The organism is Bradyrhizobium sp. USDA 4506, assembly GCF_054058795.1.
In genome coordinates this window covers 1,557,691-1,580,963 of sequence record NZ_JBSSBM010000002.1, presented here as the reverse complement: position 1 = coordinate 1,580,963, position 23,273 = coordinate 1,557,691, and the positions used below count along the sequence as shown (strand labels likewise).

Here is a 23,273-nt window from a genome sequence, read left to right as displayed (position 1 = left end):
TGATGGACAACGATTCCGACCAGGCGTGGCACGGCCATGCGCCGAACAGCCCCCTGCCCGCCGGTCGCCGCCGCTGGCCATGGTTTCTTCTGATCGTCGTCGTCGCCCTTGTCGGCGCCGGCGGCGTCTACGCTTGGCCCGAAGTCGCGGCATTGGTCCCCGCCATAAGCCACGAATCGTCCGGCGGAGCGATGACGACGAGCGACAAGGAGGCGTTGCCAACTCTCCTCGCGGCCCAACAGAAGCTCGAGGAAGACCTCGCCGCACTCGATCGGTCAGTAGCCGACGGGCAGGCGCAGTTGAAGGCCATTACCGACCAGTTGGCGGTCCTGACCTCGAAGGTCGAAGAGTTGCAGCATCTGCCCCCGCCGACAGCGCCGCCGCCACCTGTTACGGCCGAGGCGCCGCGTGCCCCGATCCCGCCACCCGCCCCGCAGCCGAGAAAGCCGCCGCCTCGGGCCGTCAGGCCTTCAGGTCCCGTTTCGACTGGCGGCGCACCGCTCAATGTCGCGCCCGGCGGCATGGCCCGTTGAGTTCAGAAATGCCCCAAACCGTATTCCGATATTTGGCTTGGGGTTTGATCCTGGGCCTCTTCATCGTCACCGATACAACGCTGGCATTTCGTCCCCACACGTTGATATCGCCAAACGCCGATCGCTTTGCGGCGCTCTTCGTCGTCGGTGCCGTTTTTTCGCTCGCCTATCCGAAGCATGTCCTGCCGATCCTGCTGGCACTGCTCGCCGTCATCGTCGGCTTCGAACTCATTCAAAAGCTGCTCGCCGGCAGGCATGGCTACATAAAAGACATATTCGTCAAAGGTGCCGGCTGCTGCGCAGGCGTTGTCGCCGCCAATGCCCTGAGACGCGCGCTTTCAGCGATGTCCAAGCCGACAGGTACCTCCTGACATCCTGCGCCGCCTTTGCCCTGTTCGACGTTGGCGCAGAGGCACGTGTCGGCAACCTTCGGTCCAATCCATCATCAAACCTGCCTTGGCACGTGCAAGTCCGCTATTCAAATTGGACCGGCTCGGATCCGGGATAGGAATGAGCGACGAACTCGCAGAACGCGCGAGCCGCCGGAGAAAGCTTCGCCTTGTCCTTCCAGGCAAGCCCGACATCCATGGTGTGGACGGCGTCATCGAGCGTCTTGAGATCGATGCGATGTCCTTCGAGCGACCAGGGACGGTAGACCATGTCGGACAGGATTGTAATTCCCATGCCGGTTGCGACCATGCTGCGAACCGCTTCGACCGACAGGGTCCGGAAGATGACGTTCGGCACGTACGCCGTATGCTGCCAGTAACGCATCGCGGAGCGTTCGGCTTCATCGACGGTCAACATCAGATAGGGCTCGCTCACCAGGTCCGCCAGCTTGATGCTGTCCTTGCGAAGCAACGGATGATTGACGCAAGTCCACAAGCGACGCGGCGAGCGCAACAAGAGCCGCGAGCGAATGGAGTGCCGGTCATGCAAGTTCGCAACCAGCATGATGGCCGCATCGACGCTACCGCTGATCAAGCTCTGCTCGATCGCGTCACGCGGAAACTCGTGGAGACGCACCGTGATGCCCGGAAATGATCGCCAGAAGCGCGACAACAAGGGCGGCAGGAAATATCCGGCGATGGTGTAGCTGACGGCGACATCGACGGTGCCGTCCACCTGCATTCCCCAGCGATGCGGCCCGCGTATCGCATCCGATACGCTGGCCTCGATCGCGCGGGCACGCTGCAAGAACTCCCGTCCGTCAAAGGTCAGCGTCACGCCGTTCGAGTGACGGTCGAACAGCTTGTGGCCGAGCTCGGCCTCGAGCGCCTTGATGGACGCGGTGACCGCAGATTGCGTCACGCTGAGCGCCGCCGCGGCAGCCGAAACGCGCCCGGTCTCGGCGGTTGCGATGAAATGCCGAACCTGACGGAACGTCAGAGACATAAAAATTTCCGATATCAGCGAACGATATTTCGAATTTTACAATCCCCCGGCGGACCGGAAAAATCAATCCATCGGTTCGCGAGTGAGAGGCATTGAGGTCATGTCCGATGGTTTGGAGTTGGTCGCTCGCGATATCAGCGTCCAATTCGAAGGCCTGAAGGCGCTGTCCAACGTGACCTTGACCGTACCGCGGGGACGTATCGCCGGACTGATCGGTCCGAACGGAGCCGGCAAGACCACCCTTATTAATGTGCTGACGGGTTTCCAACCGGTTGGCGCCGGAACCGTGGAACTGGAAGGCGAGACGCTGAGTGGCATTGCAGCGCACAAGTTGCGCCGCAAAGGCGTGGCGCGAACCTTCCAGTCGGGCCGACTTTTCCGCGACCTGCCGGTGATGGACAACCTTGAGGTCACCGGCGTCGGCCTGGGCCAATCCCGTCCGGAGGCGATCGGTGAAGCCGAGCGCGTCATGGCCTGGCTCGGCATTTCGCATCTGTCCAACACCATCGCCGGCGCCCTGCCCTATACCGACGAGCGCCGCGTCGCGATCGGCCGCGCCATCATGTGCACACCGCGCTATCTGCTGCTCGACGAACCGGCGGCAGGAATGTCGGAGCATGAGAGCCACGAACTTGCCGCCATCATCCGGCGGATCGCGGGCGAGCTCAATGTGGGGGTGCTGCTGATCGAGCACAATATCGGCCTCGTGCTCGAGCTCTGCGAGCGCATCTACGTCCTCGATTCCGGCGAGGTCATCGAAGCCGGCCCGCCTGCTCAGATCCGTGACAGCGACGCGGTCAGGCACGCCTATATGGGCACGCAGCGCGACGAGCCGCTTCCGCCGGTCGGCGCCGAACAGGCCGTCGCGTCATGACGCTGCTTGCCGTCGACGACATCACCGTCAGCTATGGGCGCCTGACGGCTCTCCGCGGCCTGACGCTGAAGATCGATGAAGGCGAAATCCTGTTCGTGACCGGCCCGAACGGCGCTGGCAAGTCGACCTTGCTGAACGCCATCGCGGGCGTCGTGCCACCGGGCTCCGGGTCCATCATGATCGATGGCGCAAAGATCACGGGTGCCGCACCCGAAGACATCGCCCGGCGCGGATTCTCCCTGGTTCCGGAGGGACGCAATGTCTTTGGCGCGCTGACGATCGAGGAGAACCTGAAGGTCGGAACCGGCATGCGCGCCGACCGCAAGAAGATCGCCGACGACCTGGATCAGGTCTACGAGGAATTCCCGATGCTGGCCGAGCGCCGCCACACCCCGGCGGGCATGCTCTCCGGCGGCCAGCAGCAGATGCTCGTCATTGGCCGCGCCTTGATGGCCGCGCCCCGCATCATGGCGATCGACGAGCCGTCGCTCGGCCTTGCGCCAAAGATCATCGACCAGGTCTACGAGATCCTGGTGCGGCTGCGGACGCAGCGCAAGCTCACCCTCCTGATCGTCGAGCAGAGCTCGACACGCGCCATGATGACGGGCGGACGGATGGTCCTGATCCGCGGCGGCCGCATCGTGCTCGAGGGCCCTGCGGCCGATATGGTCAGGGATGATCGTCTGAAGCAGTCCTATTTCGGCTTCGGAGATCATTGAGATGCGCGAACTGCTCCAGATCATCTTCGATGCCCTCAGCCTCGGCAGCCTCTACGCCCTTGGCGCGCTCGGCATCGCCCTGATCTTCGGCGTGATGCGGCTCGTCAACTTCGCCCACGGCGATTTCATCGCATTTTGCGTCTTCGCCATGCTGTGGCCGTCGATCGATGCTGCGGCGATCGTCTTTGCCGGGCAGCTGCCGTTCCATCTGTTGATCCCGCTGCTGCTCTTGATCGGCGCCGCGCTGTCGATCCTGTCGGAGATCGTCGTCTTCCGCCGCTTCCGCAATGCCAATCCGGCGACGATGATGATCGCATCCTTCGCGCTCGGCTTCGTGATCCGGCATCTCCTGCTGATGCTGTTTTCCAGCCGGCCGAAGTCGATCACGCTGTGGCCGAGCCTTGGCCTGCCGGTCGAATTCCTCGGCGCTCACATCCCGATGCTCCAGGTCGTGACCATCATCATCACGCTGGCCGTGCTGGCGGTCCTCGTCCTGTTCCTCAAGCGCACGCGCTACGGGCTCGAGATGCGCGCGGCCGCCGACAATTTCACCATGGCGCGCATGCTCGGGGTCCGCGCCAACGGCGTGATCCTGCTGGCCTTCGCTATCAGCGGCATGCTGGCGGCGGCGATCGGCCTGATCCTGGCGACCAATTCCGGCACCGCCGACATCGGCATGGGCGCCAATGTGATGCTGATCGCGTTCATCGCGACCGTGATCGGCGGCCTCGGCAGCATTCCCGGCGCCGTTGCCGCCGGCTTCCTGATTGGTGCGGCCAGCGTCGTGTTCCAGGCGACCCTGCCGCATGACGCCAGGGTATTCCGCGACGCCTTCGTCTACGGCGCCGTCATCGTCGTCCTTCTGGTGCGGCCGCAGGGCCTGTTCGCACCGAAATCCGCCAAGCAGAGGGTCTGATCGATGTCGCAGCGGCCGTCCGTCATCCGGCAAACGATCATCACGCCGATCGTGCTGATCGTGGCGCTGCTCATCATGGCGGCCCTCTCCTATCAATTCGGCAGCCGGGCCTTCAACCGCACCGTGGTCGAGATGTTCATCAACATCATGGTGGTGGTCGGGCTCTACGTCTTCGTCGGCAATTCGGGCCTGCTGTCGTTCGGCCATATCAGCTTCATGTGCCTCGGCGCCTACATGACCGCCTGGCTCACGATTCCGCCGGTGATGAAGTCGATCACGCTCAAGGGCCTGCCGGCGTGGCTGCTCCACGCGCAACTGCCGATGTGGGTGGCGACGCCGATATCCGGACTGTTTGCGGCACTGTTCGCGCTGATCGTCGGCCGCGTCATCATGCGCCTGTCGGGCATCGCCGCCTCGATTGCGACCTTCGGCCTGCTCGGCGTCATCAACAATGTCTATTCGAACTGGGATTCGGTGACGGGCGGACAGGGTTCGATCGTCGGCATTCCGCCCACCATGACCGTCTGGACCGGATGGATCGGCGGCGCCGTGGCCATCGCGATCGCCTATCTCTACTCGATCTCGCGCTCCGGACTGGCACTTCGCGCCACGCGAGACGAAGCTGTCGCGGCCAGCGCCTCCGGCATCGACATCGTCCGCGAACGGTTGATCGCCTTCGTCGTCAGCGCGTTCATCATCGGGCTCGCCGGCGCGCTGTACGCGCATTTCCTGAGCATCGTCAATCCCGGCGCATTCTATCTGCGGACGACGTTCATCACGCTGTCGATGCTGGTGGTTGGCGGCATGTACAGCCTCAGCGGAGCCGTCTCGGGCGTGGTCGCGATCTCCGTGTTGATCGAGCTGTTCCGCAATCTCGAGAAGGGCATCAGCCTCGGCGGTCACACCGTCGGCCTGCCGAACGGTGTCCAGGAGATCGCGATCGGCATCATCACCATCGCGATCCTGATGTACTTGCCGACGGGACTGACCCGCAACCAGGAATTCTCCTGGCGTCGATGGCCGTTGCAGCGCCGCCTGACGCCACCGGTCCAGACCGCGCTGAAGGAACTGCACTGACGCTTGTTTGTACAATTGGAGGAGTGGGGATATGCGCTTTACGACATTACTCAGCATCTTGGCCGGAGCATCCGCGCTCTGGTTCACGCCGGCCCGGGCAGCCAACGAGATCGTTGTTGGGTTTGCGACCGCGGCATCCGGATTCATGCAAGCCTACGACAAGCCGGCGCAGGACGCGGCGCTGATCCGGATCGAGGAGATCAACAAGGCGGGCGGCCTGCTCGGCAAGAAGATCAAGCCCGTCTTTGCCGACACCAAGACCGATCAGGCCGAGGGTGCCAAGGCCGGCCTTGCGGTGCTCGACCAGGGTGCCGACCTCGTCATCGTCTCCTGCGACTATGATTTCGGCGCGCCCGCGGCGCTGCAGGCGCAGGCCGCCGGCAAGGTTTCCTTCTTCCTCTGTGCCGAATCGATCAAGGCCGGCATCCCCGGCGTCGGCCCGTTCTCGTTCTCGGCCTCGGTGCTGGCACCGGTGCAGGGAGCGACCATGTCCGAATGGGCTTACACCAAGAAGAACGCACGCAGCTTCTATCGGCTGCTCGACAGCTGGACCGTCTACAACAAGGGCATCTGCGACGGCTTCGACTGGATGCTGCCGCGCCTGAAGGAGGCCAAGCTGGTCGGCAGCGACACCTTCAAGAACGACGATGCCTCGATCGCCTCGCAGATCACGCGCATCAAGAGCCTGCCGAAGGAGCCTGACGCCATCATGCTCTGCACAATGATGCCGGGCGCTGTCTCCGCCATCAAGCAGATCCGTGCCGCCGGTATCAAGTCGATGATCCTCAACGGGTCGGGTGTCGACGGCAGCTACTGGATGAACGCCGTTCCTGATCTCTCGAACTTCTACGTCCCGGTGCAGGGCTCGGTCTATGGCGACGATCCGAACCCGAAGGTCAACGAGTTCAACAAGAAGTACAAGGAGGTCACCGGCGGTGACCCCTCCAGCCAGTACGTCTATCCGGGTTACGTCCTGATCGACGTCTGGGCCAAGGCGGTCGAACGCGCCAAATCGACCGATGCGGCAGCCGTCGTGGCCGAGCTCGAGAAGATGAACAACGAGTCCACGCTGTTCGGGCCGCGCACCTTCACCAAGGACATCCACCACCAGAACCAGGGTCGTTACCTGATCGTCGACACCGAGACCGGCAAGCCGCAGGTGATCGACCAGTGGACGATCTCGGAAAAGATTCCGCTCGACTATCTGGTGTCCAAGTAACCCGGCAATGCGCCGCCCTGGGTGCGCCAGTGATACCCCGGGGCGGCCTTCGCCGGTCATGTGCAAAGCCAGTTGGAAGGAAATCAGGAGATGGTCGTGATCAACTGCGACATGGGCGAGGCCTACGGCCTCTACAAGATGGGCGACGACAAGGCATTGATGCCTCATATCGACGTCGCGAACGTCGCCTGCGGCTTTCATGCCTCCGACTTCAATCACATGCGCAAGACCGTGCAGCTCGCCAAGCAATTTGGCGTCAAGGTCGGGGCGCACCCGTCGCTGCCCGATCTGCAGGGATTTGGTCGCCGGGAGATGAAGATCGACCGCGAAGAGCTGGCCAATTGCCTGCTCTATCAGATCGGCGCACTCAAGGCCTTCCTGGATGCCGAAGGCATGGCGCTCAATCACATCAAGCCGCACGGCGCACTCTACGGCATGGCATCGCGCAACGAGGAGATCGCCGAAGCCGTGGCTGATGCCGCCGACGTCTACAAGGTGCCGTTGCTCGGCATGAAGGGAACGTTGCACCAGAAGGTCTACGAGCGGCGCGGTCATGCCTTCGTCGCCGAATACTATGCCGACCTCGACTACAATGCCGACGGCAGCCTGATCATCACCCGCGAGCACGAGGCGAAGGATCCGGCCGACGCCGCCACCCGATGCGCAAGGGCGGTCAATGAAGGCAAGACGCGCACGGTGGCCGGAAACGACATCGTGGTCGGCTCCGATTCGATCTGCATCCACTCCGACACGCCGAACGCCGTCGCCATCGCCGAGGCCGTCCGCGAGGCGGTGCGCCCCTATCTCACCGCGCGCTGAACCGTCGCGGCAACGAACCAAAGACTCTCAAGAGGAAACAATGGCAACGCAGCAGATCTTCTCGCCGCTCCCAGGCATCTTTTATCGCAAGCCCGCACCCGACAAGCCGGTCTACAAGAACGACGGCGACGCCGTCGCCGAGAGCGACACGATCGGGCTTATCGAGGTGATGAAATCGTTCAACGAGGTGAAAGCCGGCATCGCTGGCAAGATCGTCCGCTTCCTGGCCGAGAATGAAGATGCCGTGATGGCCGGCCAGCCGATCGCCGAAATCGACGTTTAGGGCTCTTCGACCAGCCATGGCGATCAAGAAGCTCCTCATAGCCAATCGCGGCGAGATCGCGGTGCGCATCATCCGCGCAGCGCGCGATCTCGGCATTGCAACCGTGCAGGTCTACAGCAAGGCCGACCAGGCCTCGCTTGCGGTCAGGCTCGCCGACGAAGCGGTCGATATCGGTCCGCCGCAGGCGTCGAAATCCTATCTCAACCAGGCCGCGATCCTCGCCGCGGCGCGGAGCACCGGCGCCGACGCCATCCATCCCGGCTACGGCTTCCTCGCCGAGAACGCCGAGTTCGCCGCCGCAGTCGAAGCGGCGGGATTGATCTTTGTCGGTCCGACCGCGCAATCGATCCGGCTGATGGGCGACAAGGTCGCGGCACGCGAGGCCGCCGCCGCGGCCGGGGTGCCGACCGTCCCCGGCAGCCAGGGGCGGCTGGAGTCGGCGGACGCGGCCTTCGCGCTGGTCGAGAAAACCGGCTTCCCCGTGATGATCAAGGCCGCTGCCGGAGGCGGCGGACGCGGCATCCGCATTGCGCGGTCGCCCGAGGAGTTTCAGCATCTGATGCCGCAGGCACAGGCCGAGGCGCTCGCGGCCTTTGGCGACGGCGGGCTTTACGTCGAAAAGCTGATCGAAGGCGCGCGGCATATCGAGGTGCAGGTGCTCGGCGACGGACACGACGTGATCCATTGCTTCGAACGCGAATGCTCATTGCAGCGCCGCCGCCAGAAGGTCTGGGAAGAAGCCCCCTCGCCCTCGCTCACCCAGGCCGTGCGGGAGAGGCTCTGCACCTCGGCTGTGGCACTCGCCCGAGCGGTCAATTATCGCGGCGCCGGCACGCTCGAATATCTCTACGACGACGCCACCGGTGAATTCTACTTCCTGGAGATGAACACCCGCATCCAGGTCGAGCATCCGGTCACGGAAATGATCACGGGCATCGACCTCGTCCGCGAGATGATCCAGATCGCCGGCGGCGAGCGCTTGCGCATCAGCCAGAACGAGATGCGCGTCAGCGGCCATTCGATCGAAGTCCGTATCAACGCCGAGGATCCCGCCAGAAACTTCCTGCCGAACCCGGGCACGGTGAGCGCACTCAGCCTGCCCGTCGGCGACGGCGTTCGCTTCGACAGCATGCTCTATCAGGGCTACACGGTGCCTCCCTTCTACGACAGCCTGCTCGGCAAGCTGATCGTGCACGACAAGGATCGGCCGAGCGCCATGAAGAAACTCGAGCGCGCGCTTGCCGAGCTCACCGTCGAAGGCATTTTCACGACCAAACCCCTGCACCAGGCGCTGGCGCGCGACGCCGACGTCCAGGCTGGACGCTTCCATACGGCATGGCTCGAACCCTGGCTTGAGTCCCACGCCGCCACGCTTGCCACCGCTCAGCCGCCATCAGCTGCGAAGGTCGCCTCATGATGGCGAGAGAATCCGCCCCGTCAGCAACAGGAGGCCGCTAGCATGCAAACTCGATTTTCCTTCGGCGGCGATGAGCACATTTTCGCCGAGGTCGGCGAAGCGATGTCGCTCGAGGCCTTTTTCAAGAGCCTGTTCATCACCAATGCGGTGCGCGATGCCAGGATCAAGGGTGTCACCGAGATCTGTCCGGCGAACGCGTCCTATCAGGTCAAGTTCGATCCGGAGCGGATCAAGCCCGACGATCTCCTCGCCGAGCTGAAGCGGCTGGATTCCGCATCCGAGAAATCGGAACCGGTGATCAAGACGCGGATCATCGAGATTCCCGTGCTCTACAACGACCCCTGGACCCGTGAGACCTTGATGCGCTTCCGCAAGCGTCACCAGGATCCTGACGGCACCGACCTCGAATACGCCGCGCGGATCAACGGCCTCGACAGCGTCGATGCCTTCATCAAGGCGCATTCCAGCGCGCCCTGGTTCGTCTCGATGGTCGGCTTCGTCGCCGGCCTGCCTTTCCTCTACCAGATGGTCGAGCGCAAGCGGCAGCTTCAGGCCCCGAAATATCTGCGCCCGCGCACGGATACGCCAAAGCTCACCGTCGGACATGGCGGCTGTTTCAGCTGCATCTATTCGGTGCGCGGCGCCGGCGGTTACCAGATGTTCGGCATCACGCCGATGCCGATCTATGATCCCAATCAGACCATCAGCTATTTGCGCGACTTCATGTGCCTGTTCAAGCCGGGCGACATCGTGAAATGGAAACCGATCGACCGGGCAGCCTATGACGCCGCGGTCGCCGACGTCGACGCCGGCCGGTTTGCGCCTGTGATCCGCGACGTCTCATTCTCGCTGACCGAGTTCAACCGCGACATTGATGGCTACAACAGCAAGCTCGATGGAGTTCTCCATGGCCGTTAGGGTTTTGAAGCCGGGTCTTGCGACCACCGTCCAGGACCTCGGACGTCCCGGCTATTATCACATCGGCATCCCGCTCTCCGGCGGCATGGACCGTCACGCGCTGGTCGCCGCAAATCTGCTCGTCGGCAATGATGCGGGCGCAGCCGTGCTTGAAGCGGTGTTCATGGGGCCCGAGCTCGAATTCACCGAGGACGCCACGGTCGCCGTCACCGGCGCGGAGCTGCCGCCGAAACTCGACGGCGAGCCGCGCGAGACCTGGACCAGCTTCAAGGTAAAGCGTGGCCAGATCCTCTCCTTCGACTTCCTCAAGCGAGGCGCACGCGGCTACATCGCGGTCGCCGGTGGCATCGATGTGCCCGTGGTGCTCGGCTCGCGATCGACCTACGCACTCGGCGCGCTCGGCGGCTTCAAGGGCCGCAAGCTCGAGGCCGGCGACGAATTCCCGGTCGGCCGTGCCAGCGTGACGGTCAAGGACGGCCGCACCGTCGCCAACGATTTGCGCGGGCAACCGGCGGGAATGCCGACGGAGCTGCGCGCCATGCCCGGCCTCTATTGGCACCGCATCACCGAGGCCGCCGGCAGCGGGTTCTTCTCCGACACCTGGAAGGTCGCGCCGGAAGCGGACCGCATCGGCTACCGCTTCAAGGGTGGCAAGGCGCTCGAATTCGTTCCGCGCGAACCGCCGTTCGGCGCCGGCTCCGATCCGTCCAACATCACCGATGCCTGCTATCCCTACGGCTCGATCCAGGTTCCCGGCGGCACCGAACCGATCGTGCTGCATCGCGACGCCGTATCCGGCGGCGGCTACTTCATGGTCGGCACCGTGATCGCCGCGGACATGGATCTGATCGGTCAGCTTCAGCCCAACACGCCGGTGAAGTTCGTCAAGGTCGACATGGATCAGGCGCTTGCGGCACGCAAGAGCCGGACCGAGCTGCTGGGCAAGCTTCGCAGCGCCATGGCGTAATCGCGAGGGGGCCCACCGCATCTGCCAACGGACCTCGGCCGCGGGCGCCGGAGCGATCGCGCATGGTCAAGTCTAAACCTGTGGCTGTCGATTGCGCGCTCGCACATCTGAGGTCTGTGCCACGGTGTGCTGTCCGCCGGACGGCACGAGAGTTGCAGCGGACACATTCGGGCTGAGAAACACTGCTCATGAGTTGTGCAAACATCGGAACAACCGCGATGTCCGTTTCTCTGAAACAGATCCGCTACTTCGTCGCCGCCGCCGAGACCGGGCGGATCAGCCAGGCGGCCATCGATCTCAACGTCTCGCAATCAGCGGTCACCGCGGCGATCCAGCAGCTCGAGGCCACCGTCTGCGCCCGCTTGCTGGAGCGCACGCCGAACGGCGTAACCGTCACCATGGAGGGCAGCCGCTTCCTCTCCCAGGGCCGTCATATCCTCGCCGCCGTCGCCGAGGCGGTGCGCGACACGCAGATGTCCGCCGGCCCCCTGTTCGGGACGATCCGCGTCGGCGTCACCTACACCGTGTCGGGCTACTTCCTGCCGCGTCATCAGATGCGCTTCAAGGCGAGTTTCCCCGGGATCACGATCGAGCTGTTCGAGGCGCCGCGCGACGTGCTCGAGCGCGCACTCGTCGATGGTGCCCTCGACCTCGCGGTGATGCTGGTCTCGAACCTGCGCGACAACGCCATGCTCACCAGCGAGACCTTGCTGCGATCGCCGCGCCGGCTGTGGCTTGCGCCCGAGCATCCCCTGACCCGTGCCGAGCGGGTCCACCTCGCTGACATCGCGACCTATCCCTATGTCATGCTCACGGTCGACGAGGCCAAGCACACCTCGATGCGCTATTGGAACAACGCCTCACTCGAACCGAAGACGGTGTTCCGCACCTCCTCGGTCGAAGCCGTCCGCTCCATGGTCGCCGGCGGCATGGGGATCGCCATTCTGTCCGACCTGATCTACCGGCCCTGGTCGCTGGAAGGACAGCGGATCGAGACCCGCGTCATCGAGGACGAGGTGCCCAGCATGGACATCGGTCTTGCCTGGCGTCGCGACACCAAGCCATCGGAGGCTGCGATGGCTTTCCGCGATTTCATGCGCTTTGCGGTTGCCGGCGTCGGGCCGGCCCGGCCCCCCGTCAGCATCGATCACCGGCACCAGGCCGAGGAGGCCATCGAAATCTAGAATATCAGTTTCCGTTTTATTCGACTTGACGCCGTCCGGCTGTCCTCGCCAAACTTTGCCCGGGGACACGACGACCGGAGGCACAGCCGGCGGCGGGAGTGAGACATGCAAGTCACCTACACGACCAACGACATCCCGTTGCAGACCCGCCGCCAGTACTGGCAGGAGGTCGTCTCGAAGACCTATTACTCGCTCGACCTGCGTTTCCCGAGCACGCGCGACTTCAATGCGCGCCTTGGCGCCTGGTCGATGGGCCCTGTCTCGGTGTCCCGCAACATCGCCAACGGCCTGCTGTACAAGCGGCATGAGCGGCATCTCCTGAGCGAGCGGGAGGAATCCTTCCTGATCACGGTGCCCGAACTCGCCGAAATCCGTTTCGAGCAGGACGGCAAGGTGGTGCATTGCCGCCCGGGCGCGTTCCTGATCGAGCGCAGCCACCTACCCTACGAGTTCAGCCATCAGGATCCGACGGCGCTGTGGTGTCTGAAGATCCCGAGCGCGGTGCTGCGCGCCCGCATTTCCCGGCCCGAGCGCCTCGCGACGCTGCAATTCGACGCCAGCCGCAGCGTCGGCGCGCTGTTCGTCGACACGCTGCGCCTGTCCGGTGAACGGATCGAGGAAATGGACGAGACGGCGCGCACGATGATGGGCAAGCACCTAATCGAGCTGCTTGCGATGGCCATTGAATCCGACGACCGTGTGTTGACCGGTCACTCGTCCTCCGTGCGCAACGGCCATTTGCTGCGTTGCGAGCAATTCATCCGGGCCCGTCTCGACGATATGCGGCTCACGCCGCAGATGATTGCCGACGGCTGCGGCATCTCGCTGCGCTATTTGCACCAGATCTTCGAGGGCGAAGGTCTGACCGTCTGCGCCTACATCCGCAACCAGCGCCTTTCAATGTGCGACGCCCTGCTGCGCGATGCGAACTGCCGCAAGAGCATTTCGGAAATCGCCTATCAATGGGGCTTTGCCGACCAGGCGCAGTTCAGCCGCAATTATCGCGGCCGGTTCGGATGCACCCCGAGCGAGGCCCGCGCCATTTCGCGCACAGCCAACTCCTGAAGACTGGCCTGCTGATCGATTCTTAGGCACACCGCCGCCGGTCTGGGCATGCATGGGCACCGGCACGGTTCGCTCTCTCGCACAAATCTTCCTGCGCTCAGCGTCAAGAACGAAGGCCGCCGCTCTGCCTAAGATCGGCGAAACGCTCGTTCGAAAGGAAGAGGCATGGCGCAGAACCTTCGTGTGGCCGTCGATGTCGGTGGCACCTTCACCGACATCTGCATCATGGACGAGACGACCGGTCTCGTGCGCATCGAGAAGACCTCCTCCACGCGCGATCCGATCGAAGGGATCATGGGCGGCGTATCCAAGGCCGGCATCGACCTGTCCAAGGTGGCGCTGTTCTCGCACGGCACCACGATTGCCACCAACGCGCTGATCACCCGCCGCCTGCCGCGCACCGCGGTGGTCACGACCAAGGGGTTCCGCGACGTCATCGAGATCCGGCGCGCCAACAAGGAAGACCTCTGGGACACCTACAAGGACGTGGTCCGGCCCTATGTGCCACGGCGCGACCGCCTCACCGTGCCCGAACGCGTCGATGCTGCCGGCACAGTGATCGAGCCGCTCGACGTCGAAGCCGCGCGCAGCGTCGCCCGCATCCTCAAGCGTCGCGGCGTCGCCGCAGTCGCGGTGTGCTTCATGAACGCTTATCTCAACAGCGCCAATGAGCGCGCCATGCGCGATATTCTGCTGGCCGAGATGCCCGATATTCCGGTCTCGATCTCCTCGCAGGTGCTTCCCGAGATCTTCGAGCACGAGCGGTTCTCGACTACGGTCGCCAATGCCGTGGTGAGCCCGGTCGTCGTCAACTACACCAGCCGGCTCGGCGAACGCCTCTCGGACGAGGGCTACACCCGCGATCTTCTGCTGCTGCACACCGGCGGCGGCGTGATGACGCCGGCGAGCGTGAAGGATTTTGCGGCACGCCTTGCCGGCTCCGGCATCGCCGCCGGGGCCATCGCCAGCCGCCATATCGCCGGTCTTTGCGGTTTCCCCAATTCGATCGGCCTCGACATGGGCGGCACGTCGACCGACGTGTCGCTCGCCTATGAGGGCCAGTCGCGGATCACCAAGGACTGGCACATCGAGTTCGGCTATCCGATCCGCTTCGCATCGATCGAGGTGCTCACCATCGGTGCCGGCGGCGGCTCGCTGGCCTGGACCGATCCGGCCGGCTCGCTGCGCAACGGCCCGCAATCGGCCGGCGCCTATCCGGGACCGGCCTGCTACGGCAACGGCAATACGCAGCCGACCAACACCGATGCCAATGTGACGCTCGGCCGGCTTGGCACCGATCTCGCCGGTGGCAAGGTCAAGCTCGATCCCGAGCTGGCACGGCAAGCGGTCGAGGGCGGCGTCGCCAAGCCGTTCGGCCTCGGCCTGCATGAAGCCGCGGATGCAATCGTCAAGGTCGCCAACGCCAACATGTCGGATGCGGTGCGGCTGATCTCGATCAGTCGCGGCTACGATCCACGCGATTTTGCGCTGGTGGCGTTCGGCGGCGCCGGTGCCCTGCATGGGGTCGACGTCGCACGCGAGCTGGCGATTCCCGTCGTGATCGTACCGCCCAATCCCGGCGTGACCTCAGCGCTCGGTTGCCTGCTCGTCGACATGCAGCACGATTTTTCGCAAAGCTGCATGGTCGACGCCGCCGAGGCCGACGCCACCGAGATCGAGGCACAGTTCGCCGAGCTCGAGAAGGCTGCGCTCGCACGGTTGACCCATGAGGGCGTCGCGCAGCAGGACATCGTGCTGCAGCGCTCGATCGACATGATGTATCGCGGCCAGTGGCGTTCGCTTGCCGTCAACGCGCCGCGGCCGATCGGCGCGATCGCCGATCTGGTGCAGAGCTTCCATGCCGAGCATCAGCGCGAATACAATTTCCGCCGCGACAGCGCGCCGGTCAGCTTCTTCCGTCTCAATCTGAAGGCAGTGGGCGTGGTCCCCAAGGCCGAGTTTGCCGTCCACGAGCCGATCGGCGCTAGCCCCGAGCCGGTCAGCCGCCGCAGGGTCTGGTTCGAGGGCAGCGGGCTCGATACACCCGTCTATCGGCGCGACAACCTGCCCTGCGGCTTCTCCTTTCAAGGCCCCGCGATCATCGAGCAGGTCGATGCCACCACGGTCGTTCCGCCCGGCGCCGCCGCCGAGGTCGACAGATATCTCAACATCATCATCCGCGTGAAGGAGTGAACCATGGCCGGAGCTCTCCCGCTCGACCCCGTGACCTTCGAGGTTTTGAAGAACTCCTTCATCACCAGCGTCGACCAGATGGGCGAGCAGGTCCTGAGGACGTGCTACTCCTTCGTCATCTACAATCGCGATTTCTCGAGCGCGCTGCATGACGCCAACGGCGAATGCGCGGCGCAGGGCAACCAGGATATCGCCGTCCACGTCGGCACGCTGCATTTCACGTGCAAGGATGTCATGCGCCATTTCGAAGGCGACATACATGAGGGCGACGTTTTCGCCATCAACGATCCCTATGCCGGCGGCACGCACTTCTCCGATGTCCGCCTGATCCGTCCGATCTTCGCCGACGGCAGGATCATTGCCTTCAGCCAGTCCAACGGACACTGGTCGGACGTCGGCGGCAGCGTGCCGGGATCGTTCGACGTCGCCGCCCGGGAGATGTTCCGCGAGGGCCTACGCATCACGCCGGTCCGCCTGTTCGACAAAAATGGCCTGCGCAAGGACGTCGCGCATCTGATCGCCTCGAACACGCGCGACCCGGCCTCGATCATCGGCGACATCCAGGCACAGGCCGAAGCCACCGCCGTCTGCGAACGCGAGATCCTGCGCCTGGTCGGCAAATATGGCCGTGATACGGTCGAGACCGGGCTTGCCGCCGTCCAGGACTATGTGGAGCGTTCGGCGCGCCAGCGCATCGCGGCGCTCCCCGACGGCGAATGGGAAACCGTCGACTTCATCGACCGCGATCCGGCCGGCGGCGAAGGCATGATCCCGATCCGCATCAAGATGACGATCAAGGGCGATCGCGCAATCTACGACTTCACCGGCAGCCATCCAACCATCGGCTCGATCTACAATTCGGCGTTCGGTGCAACCTTCTCTGCCGTCGCCGCCGGCATGAAGACTTTCTTCCCCGACCTGCCACTCAATTCCGGTTTCTACCGCTGCTTCGAGATCATCGCCCCCGAAGGATCGATCGTCGACGCCAAATGGCCGATCGCGGTCACCGGCTTTCTGATGCCGTTCGAGAAGATCATGAACTCGATCTACGAAATGTGGTCGAAGCTGATGCCGGAGCGCGCGCTTGCTTGCGCGTTCAATCTCGAATATCTGCTCACCGGCGGGCTCGATGCCCGCAGCTCCGACAAGCCGATCTTCATGTTCTATGACTGGCTGCCCGGCGGCTGGGGCGGGCGCAACGGCAAGGATGGCAGCAATGTCACAACCGCCTGCTTCGGCACCGGCTTGATGTCGCAGCCGGTCGAAGGCCAGGAGCGCGCCAACCCGATCCTGACCACCGAATGCGAGATCCTCAAGGACTCGCCCGGCCCCGGCAAGTGGCGCGGCGGCGCCGGCGTGGTGAAGACGTCGCGGATGCTGCAGGCCGAGAAAACCGTGATCTCCTATATCTGCGACCGCGAGCGCGCGATCGTGTGGGGCATCGAGGGCGGCCTGCCGTCGATGCCGCACGGCCTGACCCTGAAGCGCGCCGGCAGCACGGCCGCGGAGCGGCTCGGCTCGATCTTCTCGGACGTCCCGATCGGCGAAGGCGACACTTTCTCGCGTCCGACCGCCGGCGGCGGCGGATTTGGCGATCCGCTGGAGCGCGATCCGAACCTCGTCGTCGAGGATATCAAGGACGACTATGTCTCGGTCGAGCGTGCCGCCAAGGACTATGGCGTCGTGGTGCACACCATCGACGCCGAGCTCTGTAACTACGAGGTCGACAAGGTCGCGACCGAGGCGCTCCGTGCGAAGATCCGCTCCGAGCGTGTCGCCAATGTCCGGCTCGATCCGGAGTTGGTGGCGCAACGCTATCGCAGCGGGGCAATCGACGCGCTCGACGCGATCCGCAAGCACGCGGTGATCCTCGATTGGGGCACCGGTGCCTTGCTTCCCGAATCCACGCGCCAGTTCCGCGAGGTGTTTGAGCGGCGCTCGGTCGCAACGTGGAAAGCAGGCTGAATGCCATCGCCGGCCGCGACGTCGGCAGACCGCACAGAGCGTTCACGAAAAACTGGATCCGACACCGCCCCTCCACTTTCATTCGAGCCATGAGGATTGTGCTATGACGAGTACGACGTGCCTTTCCCCCAATCGAGTTTGGCCAATCCGCCCCGCACTCGGCCTTGCCGCAGGCCTCGCCCTTGCCGCTGCGGTCGCGCCGGCTGCGGCCGAGACGCCGTGGTTTCCGATGAAGGTCTACGACGCGTCGTCCGGCACACCGAAGCCGGCCGAGTACACGCCGCTGCCGAAGGCCGAGAAGCCCTACAGGCTCTGCGTGCTGTTTCCGCACATGAAGGACAGTTTCTGGGTCGCCGTCGCCTATGGCATCGTCAAACAGGCCGAGGCGATGAACGTCAACATGAACCTCTACGAGGCCGGAGGTTACGAGAACCTGCCGAAACAGCTGTCGCAATTCGATGACTGCATGGCGAGCGGGCCGGACGCCATCATCGTCGGCGCCATCTCCGGCGCAGGCCTCAGCAAGAAGTTCGAGGAAGCCAAGGCCAAGGGCGTGCCGGTCGTCGGCGTCACCAACCCGCTTCCGCCGAACGCGCTGCCCGCGGCCAACTACGTCGACTTCGTCGCCATGGGCGAAGTCACCGGCGCCGGCCTGCTGGCGCAATCCAAGCCCGGCGACAAGCTCAACATCGTGACGTTCCCCGGTCCGGCCGGCTCTGGCTGGGCGGAGTCGTTCAACGAAGGCTTCAAGAAGGCCGTTGCCAAGAACCCGAATGCCAAGATTCTGGCTGAGAAATTCGGCGACTCCGGCGTCGCCGTGCAGCTTCAGCTCATTCAGGACGCCTTGCAGGCCTATCCCGGCATGAACGTGATCTGGGGTACCGCCCCCACCGCTGAAGCCGCCATCGGCGCCGTTGCCGAGGCCGGCCGAAGCGACCTGAAGATCGTATCGTCTTACGAAAACCAGGCCATGCTTGACGCGCTCAACCGCGGCGACATCCTCGCCTTCGCAACCCAGTATCCGGTCGGAGAAGGCGCCGTCGCGATCGATCAGGCGGTGCGTCTCATCGAGAAGAAGCCGGTCATGAGCCTTGTCCAGCCGATCGCCGCTGTCATCGACAAGACCACCGTACCGAAATTGCAGATGGACCTCGTGCTGGCTCCGGCGAGTTGGACACCGGTCTATTCGGTCAAGGCCAAGTAAGCCGCTCGCGAATGATGCCGGGTGGGAGCACCTGCTCCCACCCGTCTTGCTCACGGCCCAACGGAGACGCGGATGGATGTCGAGATTGACCCGAAGCCTGCCGAGCCTCTGCTTCGATTGCGGGGGATATCAAAGCGCTTCACCGGCGTTCGCGCGCTCGACCGGGTCGACCTCGACGTTCGTGCCGGCGAGCTTCATGTCCTGTTCGGCGAGAACGGTGCCGGCAAATCGACCCTGATCAATGTCGTCTCGGGAACGTTTCCGCCGGACGAGGGCACGTTCCATTTTGGCGACGAGGAGATCCATCATCTCACGCCGCAGCGGGCCCGCACGATCGGCATCAGCCCGGTCTTTCAGGAGTTCTCGCTGATCCCGAGCCTCACGGTGGAAGAGAACCTGTTCCTCGGCCGCGAGGTCACCCATGGCGGCGTGCTGCGCTCGCGCGAGATGCGCAAGCGCGCCAGAGCGCTGATCGACGAGCTCGGCTTCGATCTCGATCCGGCGCAGCGGATCGACGACCTTTCCCGCGCGCACCAGCAGATGGCCGAAATCGCCAAGGCCCTGCTCGGCCGCGTCCGTCTTTTGATCCTTGACGAGCCGACCGCCTCGTTGACCGAGCGCGAGACCGGACGGCTGTTCGAGCTGATCGCGCGTCTGAAGAGCCAGAATGTCGGGCTGATCTATGTCTCGCATCGCATGCGCGAAATCCGCGCCCTTGCCGACCGTGTGACGGTGCTGCGCGACGGCCGCCACATCCAGACCCTCGACGCCGCCGGCTCGACCGACGGCGAGCTGGTGGAGCTGATGACCGGCCGCAGGATCGACCTGCTGTTCCCGGCCATCGCCCACCGACCTGACAAGGTGATGGTCGACATCGAAAACCTGACGCTCGCGGACGGCAGCGTTCAGGAGGTGAATTTCCATGCCCGCGCCGGCGAGATCACCGGCATCGCCGGTCTCGTCGGCTGCGGCAAATCGGAGCTGATCCGCGCGGTCTACGGCATCGAGCCCGCGGCATCAGGCGTGATCCGGATCGACGGTCTGCCTTACGAATTCCCGACCCCGAGGCAAAGCCTCAAGCGCGGCATCGCCTATTTTCCTGCCAATCGGGTTGCCGAAGGGCTCGCGCTGTCCCGTCCGATCCGCGAGAACGCATCCATGACGGTGCTCGACCTGCCCGCGTTCGCGCGCTTCGGCGTGCTGCGGCAAGCCGCCGAACGCGCCACGATCGCGGACATCATGGAGCGGTTGCAACTGAGGCCGCCGAACATCGAACGGAGCGCCGGCGCGCTGTCCGGCGGCAACCGTCAAAAAGTGATGCTGGCACGCGCGCTCACGCGTGAGCTGACCGTGTTCCTGTTCGACGAGCCGAGCGTCGGGATCGACGTCGGCGCCAAGCTCGAGGTCTACCAGTTCATGAAGCGCCTGGTCGAGGCCGACGCCGCCGTGATCGTGGTGTCGTCGGAATTGCCGGAGGTTCTGGCGCTGTCGAACCGGCTCTACGTCATGCATCACGGCCGCGTCGCCGCCGAGCTGAGGGGCGCCGAGAAGACCGAGCAGAACGTGCTGTCGAGCTTCTTCCGCGACCATCTCGCCGCGGAGGTCGCGTGAACACCGCGCTGGTCACCGCAAACCCGCAAGGCGCGATCGGCCTGCGATCGATCGCAGGCCGTGTCGGGTTCCTGCCGGCCCTGCTGGTCTTGCTCGTCGCCGGCATGTCGGCGATCGATCCGCAGTTCTACGGCATCATCAACATCCTCAACATCCTGCGCAACGCTTCGCTGCTCGCGATCGTCGCCTGCGGTCAGGCGCTGGTCATCATCGCGGGCGGCTTCGATCTTTCAGTCGGTGCCGTCGTGGCGCTCGCGAGCGTCGTCACCGCCAAGACCATGGCCGCCGCAGCCACCGCGTTTCCCGGCAACAACGCCCTCATCATTGCCAGCGGGATGGCGGCCGGACTCGGCTCCGGGGCCGTGGTCGGGCTCGTCAACGGATTCTGCGTGGCGAAGCTCAAGGTATCCGGCTTCGTGGTGACCCTGGGCACGATGTCGGCGACTGCGGGCGTCGGCCTGATGATCACCAACGGAATCCCGGTTTACGGCATGCCCGATATCTTCGTGAAGGGCTTTGGGCGCGCCCAGGCGCTCGGCCTGCCGACCGCCGTCCACGTCGCGCTGGTCATCATCATCGTGATGGTGTTTGCGCAGCGGCGCACGCTGTTCGGCCGTTACGTCTACGCGATCGGCGGCAATGTCGATGCGGCCATCGTGTCGGGCGTATCGATCCAGCGTCACGTCGTCGGCACCTACGTTGTCTCGAGCATGCTCGCGGCATTGACCGGCATCCTGTTGACCGCGCAGGTCGGCTCCGGCCAGGCCAGCTTCGGCGGCGACCGGATGATGCTGCAATCGATCGCGGCCGCCGTGATCGGCGGCGTGAGCTTGCGCGGCGGCGTCGGGCGCATCGAAATCGTCGCCATCAGCGCCCTGTTCCTGACCATCCTGGGCAATGCGCTCAACCTCCTGCACGTCGACTCCCGGCTGCAGCCGGTCTTCCTCGGCGTCATCATGGTCGCTGCCGTGGCGCTGGACGAACTCAGCCGACGGAGCAAGGCTCGTGTCTGACCTCGAATTGTCCGTCGCCGCCAAGAACGCGGATCGCCCGAAATTGGCGCCGGGTCGCTGGCTCTGGAGCGCAGTGCTGCCGGTCGCGTTGGTGGTCCTGTTGCTCGGCTTCGCCGCGGTCGACCGCGGCGTGTTGTCGCCGGCCAACCTGCTCAACATCGCGCAGCAGACCAGCTATCTGGCCCTGTTCGCGATGGCCCAGACCGTGGTGATCCTGACGCGCGGCTTCGACCTCGCACTCGGCCCGACCGTATCGATGGTGAGCGTCGGCACCGCGCTGGCGATGGCCGGCGCGACGGCGTCGGGCCATGGTACAGGCGCCGTGCTGCTCGCCGGGCTTGCTGCCGGCTTCGTACTCGGCACCGCGTGCGGCCTCTTCAACGGCGTGGTTATTGCGCTGCTCGGGGTCAACCCCTTCGTCGCAACGCTCGGCAGCTACAATATCGCGATCGGGATTGCGACCACACTGTCGTCCGGACGGCCCGTGCAAGGCGTGCCGGCGCCGTTCTCGCAGATCTTCTACGGCGGCAGCGTCTTCGGAATTCCGGCGGCCATCGCGATCACGGTCGGGGTCGGCGCCGTGCTCCATTGGACCCTGACGCGGACCGTGTTCGGCCGTTCGCTTTACCTCATCGGCACCAACCCGCGCGCAGCGGCGGTCGCCGGCCTGCCGGTCAAGCGCACCCTGATCGCGACCTATGTGCTGTGCTCCGGGCTTGCGGCGCTCGGCGCGATCATGATGACGGCGCGGACCGGATCGGGCGAGCCGAACCTCGGCGGAGCGCTTTCACTGCAGGCGATTGCCGGCGCCGTGGTCGGCGGAACAAGCCTGGCAGGCGGGCGCGGTGGGGTCGGCACCGCGGTGCTCGGCGCCCTGTTCATCACCATTCTGTCCAACGGCATGAACCTCACCCGGATCGACGGGTACGTCCAGATGGTCGTGCTCGGCGCGATCGTCATCGTCGGCGTTCTGCTCGATCGCCTGCGACTGGAGCGACGCCAATGACGACGGGTTCTCCCATGCAGAGCGTCGCGGGCGAGACTGCACCTGCCTCGATCTACGTTGCGCCCTCGCTCGCTTCCGCACTCGACGCACTGAGCGAATTCGGCACGGCCGGCGCTGCCTTTGCCGGCGGCACGTGGATCATGCGGTCACCGATCCGCCATGAGCGGTTGAAGCCACATTATGTCGCGATCGGCAAGATCGCCGAGCTGACCACGGTTCGTATCGACAGCGATGCAATCGAGATCGGCGCGGCGGTTACGCATGCGGCACTCGCGGCGGCCCTGGCCCATCATGCGGAATTCGCGGTCCTGGTCGACGCCGCCGGCCGCTCCGCCAATCCCGCGATCCGCGCGATGGCGACGATCGGCGGCAACCTTGCGACGTCGGAATTCGCCGCCGCGGATTGCGTGCCGGCGCTGCTCTGCCTCGATGCCCAAGTTGAAATGTCGGCCCGCGACGGCCGCGAGCGCATCGGCCTGGCGCATTTCCTGAAGATCCGATCGTCCCTTCCCCCCGGTCATCTGGTGACGCGGATCATCTTGCCGCGGTCGGCGCGCAGAAGCGCCCATGCCCGCCTGCCGCTGCGTAAATCGGGTGACTACCCGGTCGCCATCGTCAGCCTGTCGGTCAGCATCGATGCAGCGGGCCGTGTCCAGGCGGCGCGCGTCGCGGTCGGTTCAGTCGAGCCGGTGGCGCGCCGCTGGGAGCGGCTCGAGGCAGCGCTGATCGGACGCCTGCTCGATGCGGCGGAGGCAGCGCAGAGTGCGGCCGCGTTGGCGGACGACTTCGTCGGCCGCGACAGCGTCGATGCCCCTGCCTGGTATCGGGTCAGCGTGCTACCCGGTCTCGTCCGCCGCGCTGCGATCGCAGCGCTTGGCTCCTGAACTGGAGGGGA

22 protein-coding genes are annotated in these 23,273 nt (G+C 64.7%); 21 read left to right on the top strand and 1 reads right to left on the bottom strand.

What is annotated here, in order from left to right:
- Window positions 1-2: 2 nt before the first annotated feature.
- Together ACVIHF_RS09510 and ACVIHF_RS09505 are read left to right on the top strand one after the other, a co-directional pair.
- Complete coding sequence (locus ACVIHF_RS09510; protein ID WP_456791961.1) at window positions 3-533, top strand: hypothetical protein; 531 nt, start codon at window positions 3-5, stop codon at window positions 531-533.
- Between the two features lie 8 nt (window positions 534-541).
- Window positions 542-904, top strand: a complete 363-nt coding sequence (locus tag ACVIHF_RS09505; protein WP_253609283.1) for a hypothetical protein — start codon at window positions 542-544, stop codon at window positions 902-904.
- 103 nt (window positions 905-1,007) lie between these two features.
- Here the strand turns inward: ACVIHF_RS09505 and ACVIHF_RS09500 are convergent, their stop codons facing one another.
- Entirely contained in the window at window positions 1,008-1,928 is a 921-nt protein-coding gene (locus ACVIHF_RS09500; protein WP_456791960.1) for a LysR substrate-binding domain-containing protein, read from the bottom strand.
- Window positions 1,929-2,028: 100 nt separating this feature from the next.
- Between ACVIHF_RS09500 and ACVIHF_RS09495 the strand changes: the two genes are divergently transcribed.
- The 19 genes from ACVIHF_RS09495 (at window position 2,029) to ACVIHF_RS09405 (ending at window position 23,262) form a co-directional block, all read left to right on the top strand.
- Window positions 2,029-2,802 carry an ABC transporter ATP-binding protein gene (locus ACVIHF_RS09495; RefSeq protein ID WP_253609284.1) on the top strand — a complete coding sequence of 258 codons (774 nt, stop codon included), beginning with the start codon at window positions 2,029-2,031 and terminating at the stop codon, window positions 2,800-2,802.
- Entirely contained in the window at window positions 2,799-3,521 is a 723-nt protein-coding gene (locus ACVIHF_RS09490; protein ID WP_225159390.1) for an ABC transporter ATP-binding protein, read from the top strand. Before ACVIHF_RS09495 ends, ACVIHF_RS09490 begins: the two co-directional genes overlap by 4 nt.
- A 1-nt stretch (window position 3,522) precedes the next feature.
- On the top strand, window positions 3,523-4,437 hold the full coding sequence (locus ACVIHF_RS09485; protein ID WP_456791959.1) for a branched-chain amino acid ABC transporter permease: 915 nt from the start codon (window positions 3,523-3,525) through the stop codon (window positions 4,435-4,437).
- 3 nt (window positions 4,438-4,440) lie between these two features.
- A complete protein-coding gene (locus ACVIHF_RS09480; RefSeq protein WP_253609285.1) occupies window positions 4,441-5,514 on the top strand; it encodes a branched-chain amino acid ABC transporter permease in 1,074 nt (357 codons plus the stop codon).
- A gap of 31 nt (window positions 5,515-5,545) precedes the next feature.
- Window positions 5,546-6,733: an ABC transporter substrate-binding protein gene (locus tag ACVIHF_RS09475; protein WP_456791958.1), complete on the top strand. Its 1,188-nt coding sequence runs from the start codon at window positions 5,546-5,548 to the stop codon at window positions 6,731-6,733.
- Between the two features lie 90 nt (window positions 6,734-6,823).
- Window positions 6,824-7,552 (top strand): 5-oxoprolinase subunit PxpA, encoded by a 729-nt coding sequence (gene pxpA, locus ACVIHF_RS09470; protein WP_028345053.1) that lies wholly within the window; start codon window positions 6,824-6,826, stop codon window positions 7,550-7,552.
- A 40-nt stretch (window positions 7,553-7,592) separates the two neighbouring features.
- On the top strand, window positions 7,593-7,835 hold the full coding sequence (locus ACVIHF_RS09465; RefSeq protein ID WP_018270951.1) for an acetyl-CoA carboxylase: 243 nt from the start codon (window positions 7,593-7,595) through the stop codon (window positions 7,833-7,835).
- Between the two features lie 16 nt (window positions 7,836-7,851).
- A complete protein-coding gene (locus tag ACVIHF_RS09460) occupies window positions 7,852-9,252 on the top strand; it encodes an acetyl-CoA carboxylase biotin carboxylase subunit (protein WP_456791957.1) in 1,401 nt (466 codons plus the stop codon).
- Window positions 9,253-9,294: 42 nt separating this feature from the next.
- Window positions 9,295-10,170 (top strand): 5-oxoprolinase subunit B family protein, encoded by an 876-nt coding sequence (locus tag ACVIHF_RS09455; protein WP_456791956.1) that lies wholly within the window; start codon window positions 9,295-9,297, stop codon window positions 10,168-10,170.
- Window positions 10,160-11,137: a 5-oxoprolinase subunit C family protein gene (locus ACVIHF_RS09450; RefSeq protein WP_253609287.1), complete on the top strand. Its 978-nt coding sequence runs from the start codon at window positions 10,160-10,162 to the stop codon at window positions 11,135-11,137. The genes ACVIHF_RS09455 and ACVIHF_RS09450 overlap by 11 nt, the downstream gene beginning before the upstream one ends.
- Before the next feature lie 218 nt (window positions 11,138-11,355).
- Entirely contained in the window at window positions 11,356-12,321 is a 966-nt protein-coding gene (locus tag ACVIHF_RS09445) for a LysR family transcriptional regulator (RefSeq protein WP_253609288.1), read from the top strand.
- 105 nt (window positions 12,322-12,426) lie between these two features.
- Entirely contained in the window at window positions 12,427-13,386 is a 960-nt protein-coding gene (locus ACVIHF_RS09440; protein WP_057017110.1) for an AraC-like ligand-binding domain-containing protein, read from the top strand.
- Between the two features lie 165 nt (window positions 13,387-13,551).
- The gene (locus tag ACVIHF_RS09435) at window positions 13,552-15,579 is read left to right on the top strand and encodes a hydantoinase/oxoprolinase family protein (protein ID WP_456780926.1); all 2,028 of its coding nucleotides are present in this window, start codon (window positions 13,552-13,554) and stop codon (window positions 15,577-15,579) included.
- 3 nt (window positions 15,580-15,582) lie between these two features.
- A complete protein-coding gene (locus tag ACVIHF_RS09430; protein ID WP_253609290.1) occupies window positions 15,583-17,544 on the top strand; it encodes a hydantoinase B/oxoprolinase family protein in 1,962 nt (653 codons plus the stop codon).
- 103 nt (window positions 17,545-17,647) lie between these two features.
- Entirely contained in the window at window positions 17,648-18,748 is a 1,101-nt protein-coding gene (torT, locus tag ACVIHF_RS09425) for a TMAO reductase system periplasmic protein TorT (RefSeq protein WP_057017107.1), read from the top strand.
- Window positions 18,749-18,820: 72 nt separating this feature from the next.
- Entirely contained in the window at window positions 18,821-20,359 is a 1,539-nt protein-coding gene (locus ACVIHF_RS09420; protein WP_253609291.1) for a sugar ABC transporter ATP-binding protein, read from the top strand.
- Entirely contained in the window at window positions 20,356-21,372 is a 1,017-nt protein-coding gene (locus tag ACVIHF_RS09415; protein WP_456791955.1) for an ABC transporter permease, read from the top strand. Before ACVIHF_RS09420 ends, ACVIHF_RS09415 begins: the two co-directional genes overlap by 4 nt.
- Window positions 21,365-22,378 carry an ABC transporter permease gene (locus ACVIHF_RS09410; RefSeq protein WP_456791954.1) on the top strand — a complete coding sequence of 338 codons (1,014 nt, stop codon included), beginning with the start codon at window positions 21,365-21,367 and terminating at the stop codon, window positions 22,376-22,378. The genes ACVIHF_RS09415 and ACVIHF_RS09410 overlap by 8 nt, the downstream gene beginning before the upstream one ends.
- Window positions 22,375-23,262, top strand: coding sequence for an FAD binding domain-containing protein (locus tag ACVIHF_RS09405; RefSeq protein WP_456791953.1), 888 nt, complete (start codon window positions 22,375-22,377; stop codon window positions 23,260-23,262). Before ACVIHF_RS09410 ends, ACVIHF_RS09405 begins: the two co-directional genes overlap by 4 nt.
- Window positions 23,263-23,273 lie beyond the last annotated feature (11 nt).

Coding starts and splice junctions, on each gene's coding strand:
- ACVIHF_RS09510 (WP_456791961.1), top strand. CDS start 3: ATGGACAACGATTCCGACCAGGCGTGGCACGGCCATGCGCCGAACAGC.
- ACVIHF_RS09505 (WP_253609283.1), top strand. CDS start 542: ATGCCCCAAACCGTATTCCGATATTTGGCTTGGGGTTTGATCCTGGGC.
- ACVIHF_RS09500 (WP_456791960.1), bottom strand. CDS start 1,928: ATGTCTCTGACGTTCCGTCAGGTTCGGCATTTCATCGCAACCGCCGAG.
- ACVIHF_RS09495 (WP_253609284.1), top strand. CDS start 2,029: ATGTCCGATGGTTTGGAGTTGGTCGCTCGCGATATCAGCGTCCAATTC.
- ACVIHF_RS09490 (WP_225159390.1), top strand. CDS start 2,799: ATGACGCTGCTTGCCGTCGACGACATCACCGTCAGCTATGGGCGCCTG.
- ACVIHF_RS09485 (WP_456791959.1), top strand. CDS start 3,523: ATGCGCGAACTGCTCCAGATCATCTTCGATGCCCTCAGCCTCGGCAGC.
- ACVIHF_RS09480 (WP_253609285.1), top strand. CDS start 4,441: ATGTCGCAGCGGCCGTCCGTCATCCGGCAAACGATCATCACGCCGATC.
- ACVIHF_RS09475 (WP_456791958.1), top strand. CDS start 5,546: ATGCGCTTTACGACATTACTCAGCATCTTGGCCGGAGCATCCGCGCTC.
- pxpA (WP_028345053.1), top strand. CDS start 6,824: ATGGTCGTGATCAACTGCGACATGGGCGAGGCCTACGGCCTCTACAAG.
- ACVIHF_RS09465 (WP_018270951.1), top strand. CDS start 7,593: ATGGCAACGCAGCAGATCTTCTCGCCGCTCCCAGGCATCTTTTATCGC.
- ACVIHF_RS09460 (WP_456791957.1), top strand. CDS start 7,852: ATGGCGATCAAGAAGCTCCTCATAGCCAATCGCGGCGAGATCGCGGTG.
- ACVIHF_RS09455 (WP_456791956.1), top strand. CDS start 9,295: ATGCAAACTCGATTTTCCTTCGGCGGCGATGAGCACATTTTCGCCGAG.
- ACVIHF_RS09450 (WP_253609287.1), top strand. CDS start 10,160: ATGGCCGTTAGGGTTTTGAAGCCGGGTCTTGCGACCACCGTCCAGGAC.
- ACVIHF_RS09445 (WP_253609288.1), top strand. CDS start 11,356: ATGTCCGTTTCTCTGAAACAGATCCGCTACTTCGTCGCCGCCGCCGAG.
- ACVIHF_RS09440 (WP_057017110.1), top strand. CDS start 12,427: ATGCAAGTCACCTACACGACCAACGACATCCCGTTGCAGACCCGCCGC.
- ACVIHF_RS09435 (WP_456780926.1), top strand. CDS start 13,552: ATGGCGCAGAACCTTCGTGTGGCCGTCGATGTCGGTGGCACCTTCACC.
- ACVIHF_RS09430 (WP_253609290.1), top strand. CDS start 15,583: ATGGCCGGAGCTCTCCCGCTCGACCCCGTGACCTTCGAGGTTTTGAAG.
- torT (WP_057017107.1), top strand. CDS start 17,648: ATGACGAGTACGACGTGCCTTTCCCCCAATCGAGTTTGGCCAATCCGC.
- ACVIHF_RS09420 (WP_253609291.1), top strand. CDS start 18,821: ATGGATGTCGAGATTGACCCGAAGCCTGCCGAGCCTCTGCTTCGATTG.
- ACVIHF_RS09405 (WP_456791953.1), top strand. CDS start 22,375: ATGACGACGGGTTCTCCCATGCAGAGCGTCGCGGGCGAGACTGCACCT.